At 71.8% G+C, this 17,151-nt stretch carries 13 protein-coding genes; 8 read left to right on the forward strand and 5 right to left on the reverse strand.

The features are described from left to right. Window positions 1-30: 30 nt before the first annotated feature. The 4 genes from crtD (QZ607_RS21835) (at window position 31) to QZ607_RS21850 (ending at window position 4,477) form a co-directional block, all read left to right on the forward strand. Window positions 31-1,548, forward strand: a complete 1,518-nt coding sequence (gene crtD, locus QZ607_RS21835; RefSeq protein WP_295887159.1) for a 1-hydroxycarotenoid 3,4-desaturase CrtD — start codon at window positions 31-33, stop codon at window positions 1,546-1,548. 167 nt (window positions 1,549-1,715) lie between these two features. After that, a complete protein-coding gene (crtD, locus tag QZ607_RS21840; RefSeq protein ID WP_295887163.1) occupies window positions 1,716-3,200 on the forward strand; it encodes a 1-hydroxycarotenoid 3,4-desaturase CrtD in 1,485 nt (494 codons plus the stop codon). Window positions 3,201-3,397: 197 nt separating this feature from the next. Further along, window positions 3,398-4,114 (forward strand): carotenoid 1,2-hydratase, encoded by a 717-nt coding sequence (locus QZ607_RS21845; RefSeq protein WP_295887167.1) that lies wholly within the window; start codon window positions 3,398-3,400, stop codon window positions 4,112-4,114. Window positions 4,115-4,144: 30 nt separating this feature from the next. After that, a complete protein-coding gene (locus tag QZ607_RS21850) occupies window positions 4,145-4,477 on the forward strand; it encodes a hypothetical protein (RefSeq protein ID WP_295887170.1) in 333 nt (110 codons plus the stop codon). A 79-nt stretch (window positions 4,478-4,556) separates the two neighbouring features. Here the strand turns inward: QZ607_RS21850 and prsT are convergent, their stop codons facing one another. Then, window positions 4,557-7,415 (reverse strand): XrtA/PEP-CTERM system TPR-repeat protein PrsT, encoded by a 2,859-nt coding sequence (prsT, locus tag QZ607_RS21855; RefSeq protein ID WP_295887173.1) that lies wholly within the window; start codon window positions 7,413-7,415, stop codon window positions 4,557-4,559. 513 nt (window positions 7,416-7,928) lie between these two features. Here prsT and QZ607_RS21860 point away from each other — a divergent pair. From QZ607_RS21860 to QZ607_RS21875, 4 genes are all read left to right on the forward strand, one after another. Further along, on the forward strand, window positions 7,929-8,906 hold the full coding sequence (locus QZ607_RS21860) for a PEP-CTERM sorting domain-containing protein (protein WP_295887175.1): 978 nt from the start codon (window positions 7,929-7,931) through the stop codon (window positions 8,904-8,906). Between the two features lie 195 nt (window positions 8,907-9,101). Further along, on the forward strand, window positions 9,102-9,365 hold the full coding sequence (locus QZ607_RS21865; RefSeq protein ID WP_295887178.1) for a toxin-antitoxin system: 264 nt from the start codon (window positions 9,102-9,104) through the stop codon (window positions 9,363-9,365). 6 nt (window positions 9,366-9,371) lie between these two features. After that, the gene (locus QZ607_RS21870) at window positions 9,372-9,809 is read left to right on the forward strand and encodes a type II toxin-antitoxin system VapC family toxin (protein ID WP_295887181.1); all 438 of its coding nucleotides are present in this window, start codon (window positions 9,372-9,374) and stop codon (window positions 9,807-9,809) included. A 7-nt stretch (window positions 9,810-9,816) separates the two neighbouring features. Beyond that, window positions 9,817-12,075, forward strand: coding sequence for a tetratricopeptide repeat-containing sulfotransferase family protein (locus QZ607_RS21875; RefSeq protein WP_295887184.1), 2,259 nt, complete (start codon window positions 9,817-9,819; stop codon window positions 12,073-12,075). 147 nt (window positions 12,076-12,222) lie between these two features. On the opposite strand, the gene QZ607_RS21880 is transcribed toward QZ607_RS21875, so the two are convergent. The 4 genes from QZ607_RS21880 to QZ607_RS21895 form a co-directional block, all read right to left on the reverse strand. Then, on the reverse strand, window positions 12,223-12,657 hold the full coding sequence (locus QZ607_RS21880; RefSeq protein WP_295887187.1) for a type II toxin-antitoxin system VapC family toxin: 435 nt from the start codon (window positions 12,655-12,657) through the stop codon (window positions 12,223-12,225). After that, window positions 12,654-12,887, reverse strand: a complete 234-nt coding sequence (locus tag QZ607_RS21885; RefSeq protein WP_295887190.1) for an antitoxin — start codon at window positions 12,885-12,887, stop codon at window positions 12,654-12,656. Before QZ607_RS21885 ends, QZ607_RS21880 begins: the two co-directional genes overlap by 4 nt. Before the next feature lie 629 nt (window positions 12,888-13,516). Continuing rightward, window positions 13,517-15,070, reverse strand: a complete 1,554-nt coding sequence (locus QZ607_RS21890; protein ID WP_295887192.1) for an ATP-binding protein — start codon at window positions 15,068-15,070, stop codon at window positions 13,517-13,519. A 1,052-nt stretch (window positions 15,071-16,122) separates the two neighbouring features. Then, window positions 16,123-17,151: transposase (locus QZ607_RS21895; protein WP_367268239.1), on the reverse strand; the 1,029-nt coding region annotated here is incomplete at its 5' end.

Genomic DNA, 17,151 nt, shown 5'->3' on the forward strand with positions numbered 1-17,151 from the left:
AAAGGCTAACGCAACTAGGGTCAAGACGGCATGCCCGGGCTCAATAAACGCGTCATCATCATCGGTGCCGGCATGGGGGGGCTCGCCGCCGCGCTGAAGCTCGCCCTGCGCGGCGTCGAGGTCACCGTGCTGGAGGGCGGCCACCGCCCCGGCGGCAAGCTGCGCGAGCAGCACAAGGGCGACAAGTCCTTCTACACCGGGCCTACGGTGCTCACCATGCCGTGGGTGTTCGAGGAGATCTTCGCCGAGGCCGGCACCAGCTTCCGCGAGCGGGTCAAGCTGCACTGCTCCGAGGTGCTGGCGCGCCACGCCTGGAGCCGGGACGAGCGCCTGGACCTGTACGGCGACCACGAGCGCTCCGCCGAGGCCATCGCCGAGTTCGCCGGCGCCGCGGAGGCGGACGGCTTCCGCCGCTTCGCCGCCCATGCCAAGCGCGTCTACGAGGCGCTGGACGGCCCCTTCATCCGCTCCTCGCAGCCGACGCCCATCACCATCTTCGGGCGCTTCGGCTGGAACGGCCTGAGCGAGCTGATGCGCATCAAGGCGGTGCTCACGCTCTGGCAGGCGCTCGGGCAGTACTTCAAGGACCCGCGCCTGAAGCAGCTCTTCGGCCGCTATGCCACTTATGTGGGCGCCTCGCCCTACCGGGCGCCGGCGACGCTGATGCTGGTGGCGGACGTGGAAAGCCGCGGCGTCTACGCCGTGGACGGCGGCATCCACCAGCTGCCGGAGGCGCTCGCCAAGCTGGCGGAGGAGAACGGCGCGAGCATCCGCTATGGCGCAAGCGTGGCGGAGATCCTGGTGAAGAACGGCAAGGCCCGCGGCGTGCTGCTGGACGACGGCGAGCGGCTCGACGCCGACGCCGTCATCTGCAACGCCGATGCGGCAGCCCTCGGCGCCGGCCTGTTCGGCGAGCAGGCGCGCCAGGCGGTGGCGCCGATTCCGGCGGCCAAGCGCTCCCACTCGGTGGTCACCTGGAACCTGGTGGCCCGCCCGCAGGGCTTCCCGATGCACTATCACAACGTCTTCTTCCCGCCGGACTACAAGGCGGAGTTCAAGGCTATCTTCGACGAGCTGCACCTGCCGCGGGACCCGACTGTCTACATCTGCGCGCAGGACCGCGGCGACCCGGACGCGCCGCCGCCGACCGAGCCCGAGCGCCTGCTGCTGGTGGTGAACGCCCCGGCCCGCGGCGACACGGAGACCATCCCGGAGGCCGACATCCGCCGCTGCGAGGCGAGCGTCATGCAGCTGCTCGGGCACTGCGGCCTCACCCTGGCCGACAGCGAGGAGATCGCCATCACCACGCCGACGCACTTCGAGCAGGCCTACCCCGCCTCGGGCGGTGCCGTGTTCGGGCGCGTCAACCACGGCTGGTGGGGCTCCTTCGACCGCCCCGGCACGGTCACCAAGGTGCCCGGCCTCTACACCGCCGGCGGCAGCGCCCATCCCGGCCCCGGCATTCCCATGGCCTCCCTCTCCGGGCGCCTGGCGGCAGACCGGGTGCTGGCAGACCTGGGGGCCGGCGACGGGCGCGGGGCAGCCTGAGCCTCCGCTCGGCCGTCCCCGCACCACTGCCGCTCTACCGCCGCGCCCCGCACCCATGCCCGAGCCCCAGCGCGCCCGTCCACCGGCGCCCCGCCCCACCCGCGCTGCCGCAGTCCGCGGCGGCGTGCGCGCCGGCACCTGCCTGCGCCGACACCCGGCACCTTGCCATGGCTGAGCACCACGTCGTCATCATCGGTGCGGGCATGGGCGGCCTCGCCGCCGCCCTGCGCCTCGCCGCCCGCGGGCTGCGCGTCACCGTGCTGGAGCGCGCGCTCAAGCCCGGCGGCAAGATGCGCGAGGTGGCGGTGAACGGTGCCCTGGTGGACTCGGGGCCGACGGTGGTCACCATGCGCGAGGTCTTCGAGGACCTGTTCGACGCGGCGGGCACGAGCCTCGCCGACCACCTGACCCTGCGCCCGGCGGACATCCTCGCCCGCCACGCCTGGAGCGCCGGGGAGCGCCTGGACCTCTATGCCGACATCGAGCGCTCGGTGGAGGCCATCGGCGACTTCGCAGGCAGCCGGCAGGCGCAGCTGTTCCGGGACTTCTGCGCCCGGGCGGACGACATGTTCCGCACCCTGGAGCGCGCCTTCATCCACGAGCCGGCACCGACGCCGCTGTCTTTGGTGCTGGACTCGGGGCTGATTCCGGTGGCGCGCCTCAAGCCCTACTCCACCCTGTGGCAGGACCTGGGCCGCTTCTTCCCGGATGAGCGCCTGCGCCAGCTCTTCGGCCGCTACGCCACCTACGTCGGCTCCTCGCCCTTCCGCGCCCCGCCCACCCTCGGCATCGTCGCGCACGTGGAGCTGGGCGGGGTCTGGCTGGTGGAGGGCGGCATCCACCGGCTGCCCGCGGCCCTTGCCGCCCTGGCAGAGGCACACGGGGTGACCCTGCGCTACGGCAGCCCCGTGGCCGAGGTGCTGGTGCGCCACGGGCGTGCGGCGGGCGTACGCCTCGCCGACGGTGAGCAGATCGCCGCCGATGCCGTGCTCTGCAACGCCGACAGTGCCGCCCTCGCGGCGGGGCTTTTCGGGCGCAGGCCGCGGCGCGCGGTGCGCCGGCACGGTGTGAAGGCGCGCTCGCTGTCGGCGGTGACCTTCAGCGTCTGCGCGCCCACGTCCGGCTTCCCGCTGGTGCGGCACAATGTCTTCTTCAGCCGGGACTATCCCGGGGAGTTCGCGGCCATCTTCGAGCAGGGGCGCCTGCCGGACGAGCCGACGGTGTATGTCTGCGCCCAGGACCGCGGCGACGACGGCGGCGCGCCGGACGGCCCGGAGCGCCTGCTGTGCCTGGTGAACGCCCCGCCCCGCGGCGACATTCAACCCTTCGATGCCGGAGAAATCGAGCAATGCGAGGAGCACACCTTCAACCTCCTGGCCCGCTGCGGCCTGCAGGTGGACCTGGCGCCGGAGCGCCGGGTCATCACCACGCCCACGGAGTTCGAGCACCTGTTCCCGGCGACGGGGGGCGCCCTGTACGGGCGCACGTCCCATGGCTGGCAGGGGCCGTTCAGCCGCTCGGGGGCGCGCTCGAAGGTGCCGCGGCTGTATCTGGCGGGGGGCAGCGTGCATCCGGGCCCGGGGGTGCCGATGGCGGCGATCTCCGGGCGCCTGGCGGCGGAGGCGATGCTCGCGGACCTGAGCTCGACCTGAGCGTCCCCTCCCGCGGCTATGCCTGGTGGTACGTCGACGCCCTGAGCGACGACGGCAAGCACGGGCTGACCCTCATCGCCTTCATCGGCAGCGTCTTCTCGCCGTACTATTTCAAGGGCCGCAAGCGCGGCGCAGAAGACCCGCGGGACTATGTCTCGCTGAACGTCTGTCTGTACGGCGGGGAGCGGCGCTGGACCATGACCGAGCGCCGCGCCGGCTCACTGACGCAGAGCGCATCGACGCTGGGCATCGGCCCGAGCCGTCTGCACTGGGACTGGGACCAGGGGCTCACCATCGCCATCGACGAGGTCGGCACCCCCATCCCGCAACGGGTGCGCGGGCGCGTGCATCTGAAGCCCCACTTCATCAACGAGCAGGTGTTCACGCTCGATGACGCCGGCCGCCACCGCTGGCGCCCGGTGGCGCCGAGCGCCCGGGTGGAGGTGGAGCTGCAAAAACCGGAGCTGCGCTGGAGCGGCCACGCCTATTTCGACCGCAACTGGGGCGACGAGCCCATCGAGGACGGCTTCGTCTATTGGGATTGGTCCCGAGGTGAGCTGGGCGAGCAGGAGAGCGCCATCCTCTACAACATGGACCGCCGCCACGGCGGGCAGAAGCAGCTGGCGCTGCGCTTCTCCCCGCAAGGGGTCGAGGCGTTCGAGCCGCCGCCGAATCATCGCCTGCCGCGCACCCCCATCTGGCAGGTGCCCCGCGGCAGCCAGGCGGACGCCGAGCGCCCGCCCAAGGTCGCCAAGACGCTTGAGGACACGCCCTTCTACTCCCGCTCGGTCATCGACACCCATCTGCTCGGTCGCCCGCTGACCGCGGTGCACGAGAGCCTGTCGCTGAACCGCTTCCGCTCCCCCATCGTGCAGCACATGCTGCCGTACCGGATGCCGCGGCGGCGCAGGTGACCGGCGCCCTGCCCCCGGGCACAGAGCACCGTGGCTGACATGCCGGGCGGCGTCGGGCCGCTGCTGGCGGCGGCCTTCCAGAGCGGCCTCATCGCCGACCTGATCGTGCTGCTGCTGCTGGCGGAGGCGGCGCTGCTCTGGTGGCTCAAGGCCAGGCGCGACGTCGGCCCGGGCCTGGGCGCGGTCTGGCCCACGCTGGTGTCCGGCGTGCTGCTGCTGCTCGCGATCCGCACCGCGCTCACCGGCGCCTATTGGGGGGTGACCGCGCTGCTGCTTGGGCTGGCGGGCCTCTCGCACCTGCTGGACCTGGCGCTGCGGGCACGCCGCGAGCGCTTGCGGGCAACGCCCACCCCGGAGATGTAAGCGGCGCAGCCGGCTGCCTCGCGACACCGCTCCCGCGGTGTCGCGCTTCTGCAGGCGCTCTGCGCCCCGTGGCAGCGCCTCAGCGCAACCGCTCCAGCAGCGCCAGCGCCGCCGCCTGTTGGGGAAACCGGCGGGGCGTGACCTCGCGCAGCAGCCGTCGCGCCGCGGCGCTGTCCCCGGTGGCCGCGAGCGCCTGCGCGTAGTGATAGCCGATGCTGGGGTCCGTCGGCCGTGCCGCGTGCGCGGCCTGAAGCAGCGCCACGGCCCGCGCCGTGGCGCCGGTGTCGAGCAGCAGCACCCCCAGGGTGTCCGCGACCGCCGGGTCGCCGGGCGCCGCGGCATGCGCCTGCTCGGCAAGCGCCAGCGCGCGATCAGGGTCGCCTGCGCGCAGCAGCCTGGCCAGGGCGCCGGCGGCGGCGGCGAGCAGTCGCGGGGGTTGCGCGGGGACTGCCAGCACCGCCTCGTAGGCGGCCGCGGCGGCGTCCGTGTCGCCCTCCTCGGCGAGCACCGCGGCCAGCCTGAGCCGCATGCCCGTGTCCTCCGGGTGGCTCGCGAGCCAATCCTCGGCGGCGCGCCGGGCCGCCGCGGCCTTGCCCAGCGCGCGGGCGTTGTCCACCAGCGCAATCTGCGCCGGGCGCAGCGACGGCACCAGGACGAGGGCCTCGCGCAGCAGCCCGTCCGCGCGCCCGCGGGCACCGTCGGCAATGGCCGCGCGCGCCTGCGCGAGCAGTACGGCGGCCCGCGCGGCCGTCTTGTTGTCCGCGCCCAGGCGCTTGAACAGGGCCTCGCGCGCGCCCGCGTCCGGCAGCCGCGCGGCCAGCGCGGTGAGGCCCCGGGGGATGCACGCCGACGCCGGGTCGCGGGCCAGGGCGTCGCGCAGCGATGCCTCGGCGGCCTCCGGCTGCCTCAGCGCGAGCTGCGCCCGCGCCGCCAGGCACAGGGGCCCGGCCCGTCCCCTGCGCTGGGCGGCGAGCTGCTCGAAGGCGGCCAGGGCCGCCGCGGGGTCATCGGCCGCCAGCGCGGCCCGGCCGGCCAGGGCCAGCAGGCCGGGCCGCGTCGCCTGCGCCCGCGGCGCCGCCGCCAGCACCTGGCGTGCCGCGGCCGGGCTCCCCGCCGCCAGCAGCCCGCGGGCGAGCCGCAGCCGCAGGCCGAGGGCGGCCGGGTCGGCGGCGAGCCCCTGGCGCAGGCGCTCGAGCGCAGCCTCTTCGCCGGCGCTGTGCCGGTCCAGTGCGGCGAGCGCGGCGACCAGGCGCGGCGCCCCGGCGTCGCCCGCCAGGGCCTGCTCCAGCGCCGCGCGGGCCGCCTGCGGGTTGCCGGCGGCGGCCTCGCCGCGCGCCAGCGCCAGTGCCGCGTCGGCGGCGCCCGGACCGCCGATGTCGAGGGCGCGCCGCAGCGCGTCGCGCGCCCGGTGCGCATCGCCGGCGAGCCCGGCGGCGACACCAAGGGCCTGCCAGGCCCGCGCGTCCTGCGGGGCCGCCTCGGCCAGCAGCTCCGCCTGCGCCAGGGCCTGCTCCGTGTCGCCGGCCGCGGCCAGCGCACGGATCAGCGCCAGGCGCGCCTCGCCGTCGTTGGGGGTCTGCCGCAGCAGCGCCGAGAGGCGGGCGATGGCGCCCGCCGTATCGCCCTTGGCGAGCAGCGCCTGCGCCTCGGGCAGCACCAGCGCCGGGGCGGCCGGTGCCGCATCCGCCAGCGCCGCGAGCAGCGCCGCGGCGGCATCGCGCTTACCCTGGGCCGCGAGCGCCTGCACCAGCGTGCGCCCCAGTTCGGCGCGGGCGGCCGGGGGCAGGGCGCCGCCGTCCACCAGTGGCGCGAGCAGGGCCTCGGCGGCGGCCGGGTCGCCGCGCTCCAGCTTCAGGCGCGCGAGCAGCAGCGCCGGTTGCGGCAGGCCCGGTGCCGCGGCGGTGACGCGGAGCAGGTACTCCTCGGCCTGCGCGGCCCGGCCCAGGGCGATCAGCGCGACGGCGGCGTAGTAGGCGGCGTCGTAGTCCTCGGGCCGGGCCGCGAGGTACGGCTCCAGTTGCCCGAGCGCCGTCGCCGCGTCGCCGCGGGCCAGCGCGAGGCGCCCGCGCGCATAGGCGAGCCCCTGGAAGCCCGGCCTGACCTCGGCCACCGCCTTCAGATCCGCTGCGGCGCCGTCCAGGTCGTTGGTGTCGAGCAGCAGCAGCGCGCGCTTGTAGCGGGCCAGCCAGGCGGTCGGGCCTCGCTCGATGGCGCTGTCGTAGGCCGCGGCGGCACCAGCCAGGTCGCCGGCGCGGTGGCGCAGGGCACCGAGCATCTCCCAGGCGGCGGCCAGGTCGGGGGCGTCTTTGGTGAGGGCCGCCAGCGCGTCTGCCGCGGCCGTCTCGTCGCCGTCCGCCAGCAGCCAGGCGGCGCGGGTGAGGCGCGCCGTGGGCGGGGCGGGGCTTGCGGCGAGCGCCCGGGCGAGGGCCTCCTCGGCCGCGTCGCGCCGGCCGAGCCCGCGCAGGGCCTCGGCGCGCAGCCGCGCCAGGTCGGCGGCGGCGAGGCCGGGGGCGTCGGCGGCGGCGTCCAGCTCGGCGAGCACCGCGTCGAAACGGCCCTGGCGCAGCAGCGCGTCGCCCAGCGGCACCAGCCAGTCCGCGGCCGGTGCGCCGGCCGCGGCGGCGCGGCGCAGGGCCTGCTCGGCGGCGGCGGGCTCCGCCAGTGCGAGTGCGATCTCGGCCTCCAGCAGCCGTGCCGCCGCGTCGCCGGGGTCCTGCGCCAACAACGCCTTGAGGCGTGCTTGGGCGGTGGCGAGGTCGCCGGCTCGCCAGGCGCCGTCGGCGGCGACCAATGCCGCGGGCGGCCCGGCGCTCGCTGCGGTGTCGGGCTCGGCAGCCGCGGGGCCCAACAGCACCGCGGCGAGCAGCGGCAGGAGGCATGCGGTGCCTGCGGGGGCTTGTGGCCGGGCCGGGGAGCGGGGCGGGCGGCGCTGGAGCATGGGCAAGTCCTGTGTGTCTGGCGCAATGCGCAGGGGGTTGGCGCCGGTACAGCGTAAACCCGGCGCCGGGGCGGTTCCAGATGCAACGACCTGCGCCGCCATGGCGTCGGACAACGCCGGGTGTCAGGCTTCTTTTCAGTGCCGTCGGTTGGACCCGCCGCTGCGCCGGGGCCTGGGTTGCAACCATAAGCCATTGATGAAAAAGCCCCTCAGCCTTCAGCGATTGCGCCGTTGCCGGGCGCATCCGATACCTGAGTGCCCCATCGTGGGAAATCGGCGCCGGATATCTGTAAAGCCTGCTTTACAGGTGCGCACCTTCGGCGTGGGGGTACCGGTCAGCCGAGGACGCACGCACCGGAATCCGCTAATTTTTTTTTGGGTGGCGCGGATTTTGCATCCCGCCCGCCTCAAGGCTTTCCCCGAGCAGGCGACCGCGCCGGCGGCCGGAGACGCGCCGCGGGGCTTGCAGAACCATGGCACGCATGATCCGCAATCGACAAGAGGTTTTCCGCGATGAGCCAATCCGCCTTCGACAAGCTCCGTATCGCCTCGCCCGCCCTGATGCTCGGTGCCGCCCTGGCCGGCGGCACCGCCCGCGGCGCGACGACGTCCACTGGATTTGACGTCACCACCGGTGGGGTCTCGTATTCCGAGTTTTCCAATAGTACCGTCGACCTCGCCACCGGCGCCGGTGACATCGGGTCCGGATACGGCATCAGCGACGCAACCTTAACCGGTCCCGACCAGGGCGACGCCTTCGACGACTTCGGCGGCATCGCGGTCAACCGCACCCTCTTCAACCAGCCGAACGACCAGGTCGACCTGACCACTACCGCCGACGGTACCTTCGTCAGCACCCTGACGCCGCAGGACATCGGCGGCATCGCCACCAGCCTGGACTATTTCATGGACGCCTCCAGCCCGACCCTGCGGGTGCTGGCGACCTTCGGCAACACCACCGGCGGCGCGCTGTCGGGCATCGAGGTGCTCTACGGCGGCAATCTGGGCTCCGGCGATACGCAGATCGAGGCCACCAGCAGCGGCGATGCGGTCTTCCAGCAGGCGGACCGCTGGCTCATCTCCAGCGACGGCGGCTCCAGTCCAGACCCGCTGCTGACCTTCGTGCGCTATGGCGAGGGCAGCGTGCAGGCGGCCTCGGGTACCTTGGCGGTGCCGGATGCTGGAGAAGACGACTTCACCGACCAATGGACCCTGGATCTGGCCGCCGGCGAGACCCAGAGCCTGATGTGGTTCGTGCAGTTCACCGAGTATCCAAACGTGAACGACGCCATCACCAACGCGGCGGTCTTCGCCGACCTGGACACCCTGGCGAGCGCCGGCCTGCTGGCCGCCGTGGGCGGCGGCAGCATCGACACCGGCAACATCGTCAATTGGGCGCCGGGTACACCGGTGCCGGTACCCGGCGTGCTGCCGCTGGTGGGCCTCGGGCTGTTCGGCCTCGCCGCGGTGCGCCGGCGCCGCCGCGGCTGAGCCCGGCGCAGCGCACAGGCCCCGGGCGGCCGGCTCGGGGCCTTCCCGCGCCCGACGGACGTCTGCCGGGCTGCCGGCGCCGCGCGGGCGCCGCGGGGCGGGGTTGCGGCTCTCTGTCTATCGGCGCTATCGTGCTGTCAACTCCCGCGGCGCAGCCCGTGTGTGGCGCGCCATTCGGTAAGCGAGGCACGAGCCATGGCGCAGTTGATCGTTCGCAACCTCGAAGACGAGGTCAAGGTCCGCTTGACGCAGCGGGCCCGAGAGCATGGGCGGAGCACCGAAGAGGAGGTCCGGGAGATCCTGCGTGCCGCGGCCCTCGCCGAGCGCCCCGCCGCCGATACGGGCGCCCGCGGGCTGGGGTCGCGGATGGCCGGTCGCTTTGCCGGTCTCGGCCTGGACGCGGACATCGAGGAATGGCGCGGCGAGGAGGCCCGGCCCGCGGATCTGGGCGGCGCCTGAGACCCCATGCTCGTACTCGACACCAATGTGCTGTCGGCCATGATGCGTGATCCGGCCGACCCCGCGGTCGTGCAGTGGCTGGACAGGCAGGCACCGGAGAGTGTTTGGACGACCGCGGTGACCGTTTTCGAGGTGCGCTTCGGCCTGGCACGACTGGCGCCGGGGCGGCGCCGAGCCCAACTCGAGCGTGCCTTTCAGGCACTGCTCGCAGACGATCTGGCCGGGCGCATTCTGCCGCTCGACGGCGCGGCGGCCGATCGAGCGGCCCAGCTTGCGGCGCTGCGCGCGGCGGCGGGCCGCCCCGTCGAGCTGCGCGATACGCTGCTCGCCGGCATCGTGCTCGCGCGCGGGTGCGCGCTGGCGACACGCAACGTCCGGCATTTCAACGACTTGGCAGAGCAGAATCCGCGCGTGACCCTCCTGGACCCCTGGGCCGAGCACTAGGCCGCACATGCGCTCAAGCAACGACCCCCGCGCCCGACTGGAGCGGGGCTTCGCCCGGCTGCGCGCCGGCGACGCCGCGGCAGCCGCCGCCGCCGCGAACCGGTTGCTGGCGCGTGCCCCGAACCACCACGGCGCGCTGAACCTGGCCGGCCTCGCCGCGCTGCAGCAGGGCGACGCCGAGGCGGCCATAAGCCATTTGACGCGCGCCGAGGCCCTGGCGCCGAGCCAGCCCATCTATGCCGCGAACCTGGCCGCCGCGCTGCGGGCCGGTCATCGCCACGAGGACGCCGCCGCCGCCTGCGGGCGGGCGCTCGCGCTGCGCCCCGGCTACCGCGCCGCGCTGGTGACCCTGGGCGCGGCAAGGTTCGCGCTGGAGGACTATGCAGGCGCCCTCGCCGCCTATGAGCAGGCGCTGAAGGGCGCGGTGACCGATGCCGCCGCGGATGCCGAGACCGCCCTGCTGCATGCCTACCGGGCCGATGCGCTGCGCGAGTTGGGGCGTGTGCGCGCCGCCGTGGCCGCCTACGAGCAGGCGCTCGAGCTGGCGCCGGACCTGGCGCACGCGGTGGGCAACCTGGGCCTGACGCTGCTCGCGTTGGGCGAGCACGAGCGCGCGCGGACGCTGTGCGAGCGCGCCTGCGAGTTGGCCGGCACCGTCGGTGCCGACGCGGCCCGCGCCTGGATCAGTCTCGGCACGCTGCGCCGCCGCGAGGGCGAGCTGGAGCCGGCCATGGCGGCCTACTTCGAAGCGCATGAGCGAGACCCGCGGGATGCCGCGCTGAAGACCCTGATCGGCTCGGTCTGGGCCGAGGTCGCGGACCTGCAACAGGCGGTGCTGTGGTACGAGCAGGCACTGGCCCTGGAGCCCGAGCGCGTCGAGACCCAAGTCGCGCTGGCCGACACGCTGCGCGAGGCGGGCGATGTACCGGCGGCCATCGAGCGGCTGCGCGGCATCCTGAACGAGCACCCGGGCCATGCGCCGGCGCTGCTCGCACTCGGCAGCGCCCTGTGGGAGGACGGCGACGCCGAGGGTGCCATCGGCGCCTGCCGCGAGGCGGTGGCCGCCCAGCCCGAGGACGCGAGCGCGCGGGCGCGCCTGGCCGGTATCCTCGCCTCCGCCAGCGACGTGGACGCGGCCAATGCCGCCAACCGCGAGGCCCTGGCGGTCAACCCCCACTGCGTGCCGGCGCTGTCCAACCTGGCGCAGAACCTGCGCGGCAAGCTGCCGGCGGAGGACGCCGAGCGGATGGAGGCCCTGCTGCAAGCCCGCTGGGTGACCCGCAGCGGCGGCGAGGGCGTGCGGGCGATGCTGCACTTCGGCCTTGCGCACTACTGCGACGGCGCCAAGGACCATGCCGGCGCCGCCCGCCATGCCGTCGCCGGCAATGTCGAGCACTGGGCATACAAGCGCAGCCGCGGCTGGTCCTATGACCCGGCGGAGTACGCCGCGCACATCGACCGGCTTATGGTCACCTTCACGCCGGAATTCTTCGCCCGTACCCGTGGGCATGGCGACCCGAGCGGGGCACCGGTGTTCATCGTCGGCATGCCCCGCAGCGGCACCACGCTCACCGAGACCATCCTGGCCAGCCACCCGCGGGTGTTCGGCGCCGGCGAGCGCAGCTTCGCCGGCCGCGCCTTCGCCGCGCTGCCGCGGGTGTTGGGCCGCCCCGACACCGCGCCGCTGGACTGTCTGGACGGGCTGACGCCGCAGGCGACGCGCCAGCTCGCCGGCTGGCACCTGGAGCAGCTCTACACCCTGACCCGCAAGGCCGGACTCGCCGATGACGCGGTGCTGCGCATCGCCGACAAGATGCCGGACAACTATTCGCAGCTCGGCTGGATTGTGACGGCCTTCCCGAACGCGCGCATCATCCACTGCCGACGCGACGTGCGCGACGTGGCGGTCTCCTGCTGGATGACCCAGTTCAAGGAGATCCGCTGGGCGTTTGACTTGGAGCACCTGGCCGAGCGGATCATTCAGTACCGGCGGATCATGGACCACTGGCGCCGCGTGCTGCCGGTGCCGATGCTGGAGATCGACTACGAGGAGACGGTGGCGGACCAGGCCGGCCAGACCCGGCGGCTCCTGGACTTCATCGGCCTGGACTGGGACGACGCCTGCCTGCGCTTCCACGAGACCGAGCGGCTTGTGCGCACCGCGAGCGTGACGCAGGTGCGCCAGCCGGTGTACACCCGCTCGGTGGCGCGCTGGCGGCGCTACGAGGACATGCTGGCGCCGCTGCTGGCACAGCTCGGCGACTGACCCGCGCGCCGCTGCCGGCGCGGCGCAATGGCGGCGCCCCACCCATACGCCGCGTATCGACAAAATCGCCGAGGTACGAGAACTAACCCCGACGCCAACACCGGCGTGCGCGATCAGTGTTGGAGTCGTCCACGGATGGCGGAACCGCTATCGCGTTCCGCCTTCCCCGGCCTGAAGCCGTCCAGGGCCCACCCAATTCTCGCAACGCAACCCCGCCACACGCTGGAATTCCTTGAGATGGTTCGTGACCAAGGTCAGCTTGGCCGACAGCGCATGGGCTGCGATCAGCGTATCGAGGGCGCCGATCGGTGTTCCGGAACGCTCCAGCGCCGACCGGATGTCGCCATAGACCCAAATGGCATCGCTTCCGAGCGGCAGGATCTCAAGCGGGGCGAGGAACTTCTCCAGCGCCGTGCGATTGCGTGCCGAGCCGCTCTTGGCAACCCCGAACGCGAGCTCGGCGGCGGTGATTGACGAGACACCAACCTCTCCCAGCACCATCTGCCGGAATCGCTCGATGACGGCCGACGGTTTGCGGTTGATGATGTAGACGCAGATGTTGGTATCGAGCAGATACCTCACTCGCCCGACGCTTCCCGATCCGCCTGCTCGGGCTGCGCGCGCTCCAGGACAAACCCCTCCTCGAACTCGCTCAAGCCGTCTTCGAGAACTTGCCAAGGGTTGTCGAGCGGCAACAGCAAGACCGCCGAGCCCAGGTGCTTGATGGCGACCTCATCGCCGTTGAATCGATAAGCCTTGGGAAGGCGCACGGCTTGGCTGCGCCCGGATCGAAAGAGCTTTGCAGTGTCCACGGTCGGGCCTCGGGTACCAGTGATGGATATCACATGGTACCTATCGTGTGGGGCCGCCTCAACCCGTCTTTTCACCGGCGGTGCGGTAGCGTGGATGCCCGCTGGGGCGAGCCTCCATCCCGCGCCCATCGAAGCGTTTTCGTCAGCTCAACGGCTGCATCGACAGCGTGCGCGGTCAGCGTCGGAGTCATCCGCGGATGGCGGAACCGCTGTCGCGTTACGCCGTACGCGGGCTGGATGCATCACGGTGCTGGAGCGCCGTGACGATCGAGCTGGCCCCAGGAGCCCTGCCCGCCGCCGGGGATTGCCCGGGCCAGTCGTACCTCGATGCGAGCGCTACAATCGCGGACCATCCGCACGCACTTGCGGCGACAACAGCCGGCGATTCTGCGACCGCATGAGTGAGAGCTTCCAGAGCGCGCGCTTCGGCAAGCGCGTTTGGCTGACCATCGCGATGTCGCCAAGCCCGTGCCTGGGCTGCGCTGACCCGCCATCCAAGCCACGCGGCTGCGCCGGCTCAGCTCCAAGCTTGAGCGGCTCGCGACACCGCTGCCGCGGCGTCGCGTATCGCCGGGCGCTCCGCGCCCGTGGCGACGAGCCGGCGCGGGGCACCGGCGCGCGGACACGGCTCAGCCGCCCAGCGTCTCCACGTCGAAGCCCACCACACGGCGCTGCTCGCGGCTGAATTCGACGCCGATGAGTTGGATCGGCTCGCCGCTGCCGCGGTGGCGGTCGGCGTAGCCCTTGGCCTTCAATTGCGCCAGCGCGCCCCCGTCCGGTGCCAGCTCGACCACTTTGAATTCGAACAGGTACACCTGGCCGTTGAAGCGCAGGGCCATGTCGAGCCGCCCGGCGTTGCTCGACTCCTCCGGGGTCAGATCAACTCCTAAGCTCGCGAAGTAGGCGTAGAAGACGCTGGCGTAGTAGCCCTCGTACCTCGCGATGGGGTTGTTGCGGTACCAGTCGTGGGGGATGCTCGCGAAGAACGCGGTGAACAGTTGCTGCATGCCGCTGAAGTCGTTGGCCTGCAGCAGCGCATAGAGCTGGCCGGTCTGGCGCGGGATCTCGGAATGGCCGCCGCCCAGGCGGTCGAGCAGCGCGGCGTTGAGCGCGGCGCGCACCTCCAGATTGGGATAGCGCAGGCGGTATTGGATGAAGGCGCCGGCGCGCTGCACGCGGTCGATGGTCAGATAGCCGGTCTGCCACAGCAGCGCCTCGGTGGTGATGCGCTCCACGTCGAAGGCGCCGAGCAGCTGCTCGGTGGTGAGCAGGTGCTCCAGGCGCGGCAGGTCGGTGTGGCGCTCGGTGAGCACGTCGACCAGGAAGGTCGGCGTGGCGGTCTCGAACCACCAGGGGCGAAACTCGCGCTCCTGGAACAACAACAACAGATCGAATGGGTTATAGACGGCAGCGCCGGTCCAGTTGTAGCCGTTGTACCAGGTGCGGATCTGATCCCGGTCGAGCCCGGTCAGCTCCGGCGAAAAGACCTGGTCCAGATCGCCCTCGGTGTAGCCGCAGATCGCCGAATACTCCGCCGAGACGGTGATGTCGCGCAGGTTGTTGAGCCCCGAGAACAAGCTGACCTTGCTGAACTTGCTCACCCCGGTCAGGAACGCAAAGCGGATGTGGGCATCGTTGTCCTTGATGACGGAATACAGGTTGCGCAGCCCGTCGCGGGCCTCGCGGGCGACGTCCGGCCGAGTCAGGTTGTCGAGGATCGGCTTGTCGTACTCGTCCACCAGCACGACGACACGCTCGCCGTGCTCGGCATGGGCGCGGGCGATGAGCTCGGCGAAGCAGCCCACCGGGTCGTCTGGGTCGCGACAGGGGAGCCCCAGGCGCTCGGCATTGTCGTGCAGCAGCGCCCGGATGCGCCGGTCCAGCTCGGCGCGGCTCTGCACGACGCCGCCGCCGAAGCTGAGCCGAATGACCGGAAAGCGCCGGCCCCAGTCCCAGCGAGCGTGTGCCTGAAGGCCCCGAAACAGCTCTTCGGTGCCGCTGAAGAGCTCCGCCAGCGTGTCCAGGAACAGCGACTTGCCGAAACGCCGCGGGCGCGACAGGAAATAATGCGTGCCTTCTTCGACCAGGCGCAGCGCAAAGCCTGTCTTGTCGACGTAATAGCAGCCGTCCTCGCGGATCTTGCGGAAGGTCTGGATGCCGATGGGCAGGCGTTTGCGGGGCATGGCGGCGGAACGGGGTGCGGCGGTGGCGCCCCCAGTCTAGCGCGCCTGCCGCAGCGTGGCGCCGGCAGCCCGCCGGCGATGCCGCGCCAGCCGACCTGCCGGACGGCTGCGGCAGCGGCTGCCCGCTCATCGGCACCCGTCCCGCCCGCCTCAACGTGCGACCGATGCCGACCGTGTCAACGCCCCATCCCGGGCAAGCAAGTCGAGCCCGAGCGGCTGCACTCGGCCGTGCCTGCGCGGCTGCCGGCGGCAGCGCAAAAAAATTCCTCTCGCAACCCTTTGCTCGGGCGATCGGTTTCCGCCGCGTACAACTTTCGTGCAATTTACCGCCCCGCGCCGGGGTGATAAAACCGCCGACGGCCGGGTGTCGGGAGCTTCAGAAAGCCGTCCGCCCTGGCCAATCCCGTTGAGTCCGGAGCAACAGCGGAGGCGGACGCCTTTACTCACGCTTGGCACGAGCGTCCACATCAACAAGGGCCACACCCACGCGCGCGGAACGGGGTCAGTTCTCGCGCGGAACGGGGTCAGTCTCGCGGAATGGGGTCAGCGCGGAACGGGGTCAGTTCTCGCGTTGTTGGAACGCGGAACGGGGTCAGTTCTCGTGCGGAACGGGGTCAGTTCTCGTGCGGAACGGGGTCAGCGTGCGGAACGGGGTCAGTTCTCGCGTTGTTGCATCGCGGGGAACGGGGTCAGTTCTCCTGCGGAACGGGGTCCGCAGCGGAACGGGGTCAGTTCTCGCGTTGTTGCATCGCGGGGAACGGGGTCAGTTCTCCGGGGGAACGCAGCGGGGGAACGGGGTCAGGGGGGAACGAGGGGAACGGGGTCAGTTCTCGGGAACGGGGTCAGTTCTCGCGTTGTTGCATAGCATCGGAAAGGCGGAACGGGGTCAGTTCTCGCGTTGTTGCATCGCGTCGCGGGACGGGGTCCGCGGGACCGCGAGGACACGGGGTCAGTTCTCGCGCGAGGACACGGGGTCAGCGCGAGGACACGGGGTCAGTTCTCGCGTTGTTGCATCGAGGCGGCGAGGACACGGGGTCGGCGAGGACAGGGGGTCAGTTCTCGCGTTGTTGCATCGAGGCGCGGACGATCCGTCCGACCGTCGAGAGATGGATGCCGAAATGCGCGGCGATGGTTGCGTAGCTGTAGGCGCCGGTCGCGTAAGCTGTCGCAATGGCCGCGTTGCGGTCCGGTTGGGCCGCCGCGATGTCCGCCAACGTGGGCGGTGGTGGACGCCGCTGGATCTTGGGCACACTCAGACGGTCGCCTTGGATACTCGCCAACGCCTGCATCTTCTCCACGAAGGTTTCGTCTCCGAGGTAAACCTGCTGGCGCAAGTTCTGCCAGACGTTGCGCCCGAGTCCTTCGAGAACGAATCTCTTGTAGCGTGCCTGTGCGCGCTCGCGATCTTCTGCGAACTGCCCCAACACGAAATCCGTCTCCAGCCACCCCGGGGGCGCGCTCTCCCCTGCCGTTACCCGATAACTGCTCCAGCACCACTGCTCCGGCGCCGTGACCATGCCGGCCCGGACGGGATTGAGCACCACGTAGCGGCTCAACTCCAGCAAATAACTGTCTTTGTCCACCAAAATCCCTTTGAAGCGCCCTTGAAACAGATGGCCCTGGCGCCCGTGACGTCGGTTCGACGACTGCGTGAACACGCCGTTGAGCTGGCGCATGCCTTTCGACAGATTGCCATCAACCGTCTCCACGAGCAGGTGGTAATGGTTGGTCATGAGGCAGTAGGCGTGGCAGAGCCAGTTGTAACGCTCGACGACCTCCGCCAACGTGGCCAAAAACTGCTCCCGGTCGGCATCGTCCTCGTAGATCGGCTCGCGCCGGTCACCACGCGATGTCACGTGGTAGAGCGCTCCAGGAAATTCGATGCGTAGCGGTCTGGCCATGTAAGAATCATAGCGCCGACGGTGACACGATGCGAGAACTGACCCCGTGCCCCCCTCCCGGTCGGCATCGTCCTCGTAGATCGGCTCGCGCCTGTCACCACGTGATGTCACGTGGTAGAGCGCTCCAGGAAATTCGATGCGTAGCGGTCTGGCCATGTAAGAATCATAGCGCCGACGGTG

This window comes from uncultured Thiohalocapsa sp. (assembly GCF_913063425.1).
GTDB lineage: Bacteria > Pseudomonadota > Gammaproteobacteria > Chromatiales > Chromatiaceae > Thiohalocapsa.

Bases quoted from the DNA above. Each gene is read 5' to 3' on its own strand.
- QZ607_RS21890 (WP_295887192.1), bottom strand. From the start codon at position 15,070: ATGCCCCGCAAACGCCTGCCCATCGGCATCCAGACCTTCCGCAAGATC.
- QZ607_RS21865 (WP_295887178.1), top strand. From the start codon at position 9,102: ATGGCGCAGTTGATCGTTCGCAACCTCGAAGACGAGGTCAAGGTCCGC.
- crtD (WP_295887159.1), top strand. From the start codon at position 31: ATGCCCGGGCTCAATAAACGCGTCATCATCATCGGTGCCGGCATGGGG.
- QZ607_RS21875 (WP_295887184.1), top strand. From the start codon at position 9,817: ATGCGCTCAAGCAACGACCCCCGCGCCCGACTGGAGCGGGGCTTCGCC.
- QZ607_RS21870 (WP_295887181.1), top strand. From the start codon at position 9,372: ATGCTCGTACTCGACACCAATGTGCTGTCGGCCATGATGCGTGATCCG.
- QZ607_RS21845 (WP_295887167.1), top strand. From the start codon at position 3,398: ATGACCGAGCGCCGCGCCGGCTCACTGACGCAGAGCGCATCGACGCTG.
- QZ607_RS21860 (WP_295887175.1), top strand. From the start codon at position 7,929: ATGAGCCAATCCGCCTTCGACAAGCTCCGTATCGCCTCGCCCGCCCTG.
- prsT (WP_295887173.1), bottom strand. From the start codon at position 7,415: ATGCTCCAGCGCCGCCCGCCCCGCTCCCCGGCCCGGCCACAAGCCCCC.
- crtD (WP_295887163.1), top strand. From the start codon at position 1,716: ATGGCTGAGCACCACGTCGTCATCATCGGTGCGGGCATGGGCGGCCTC.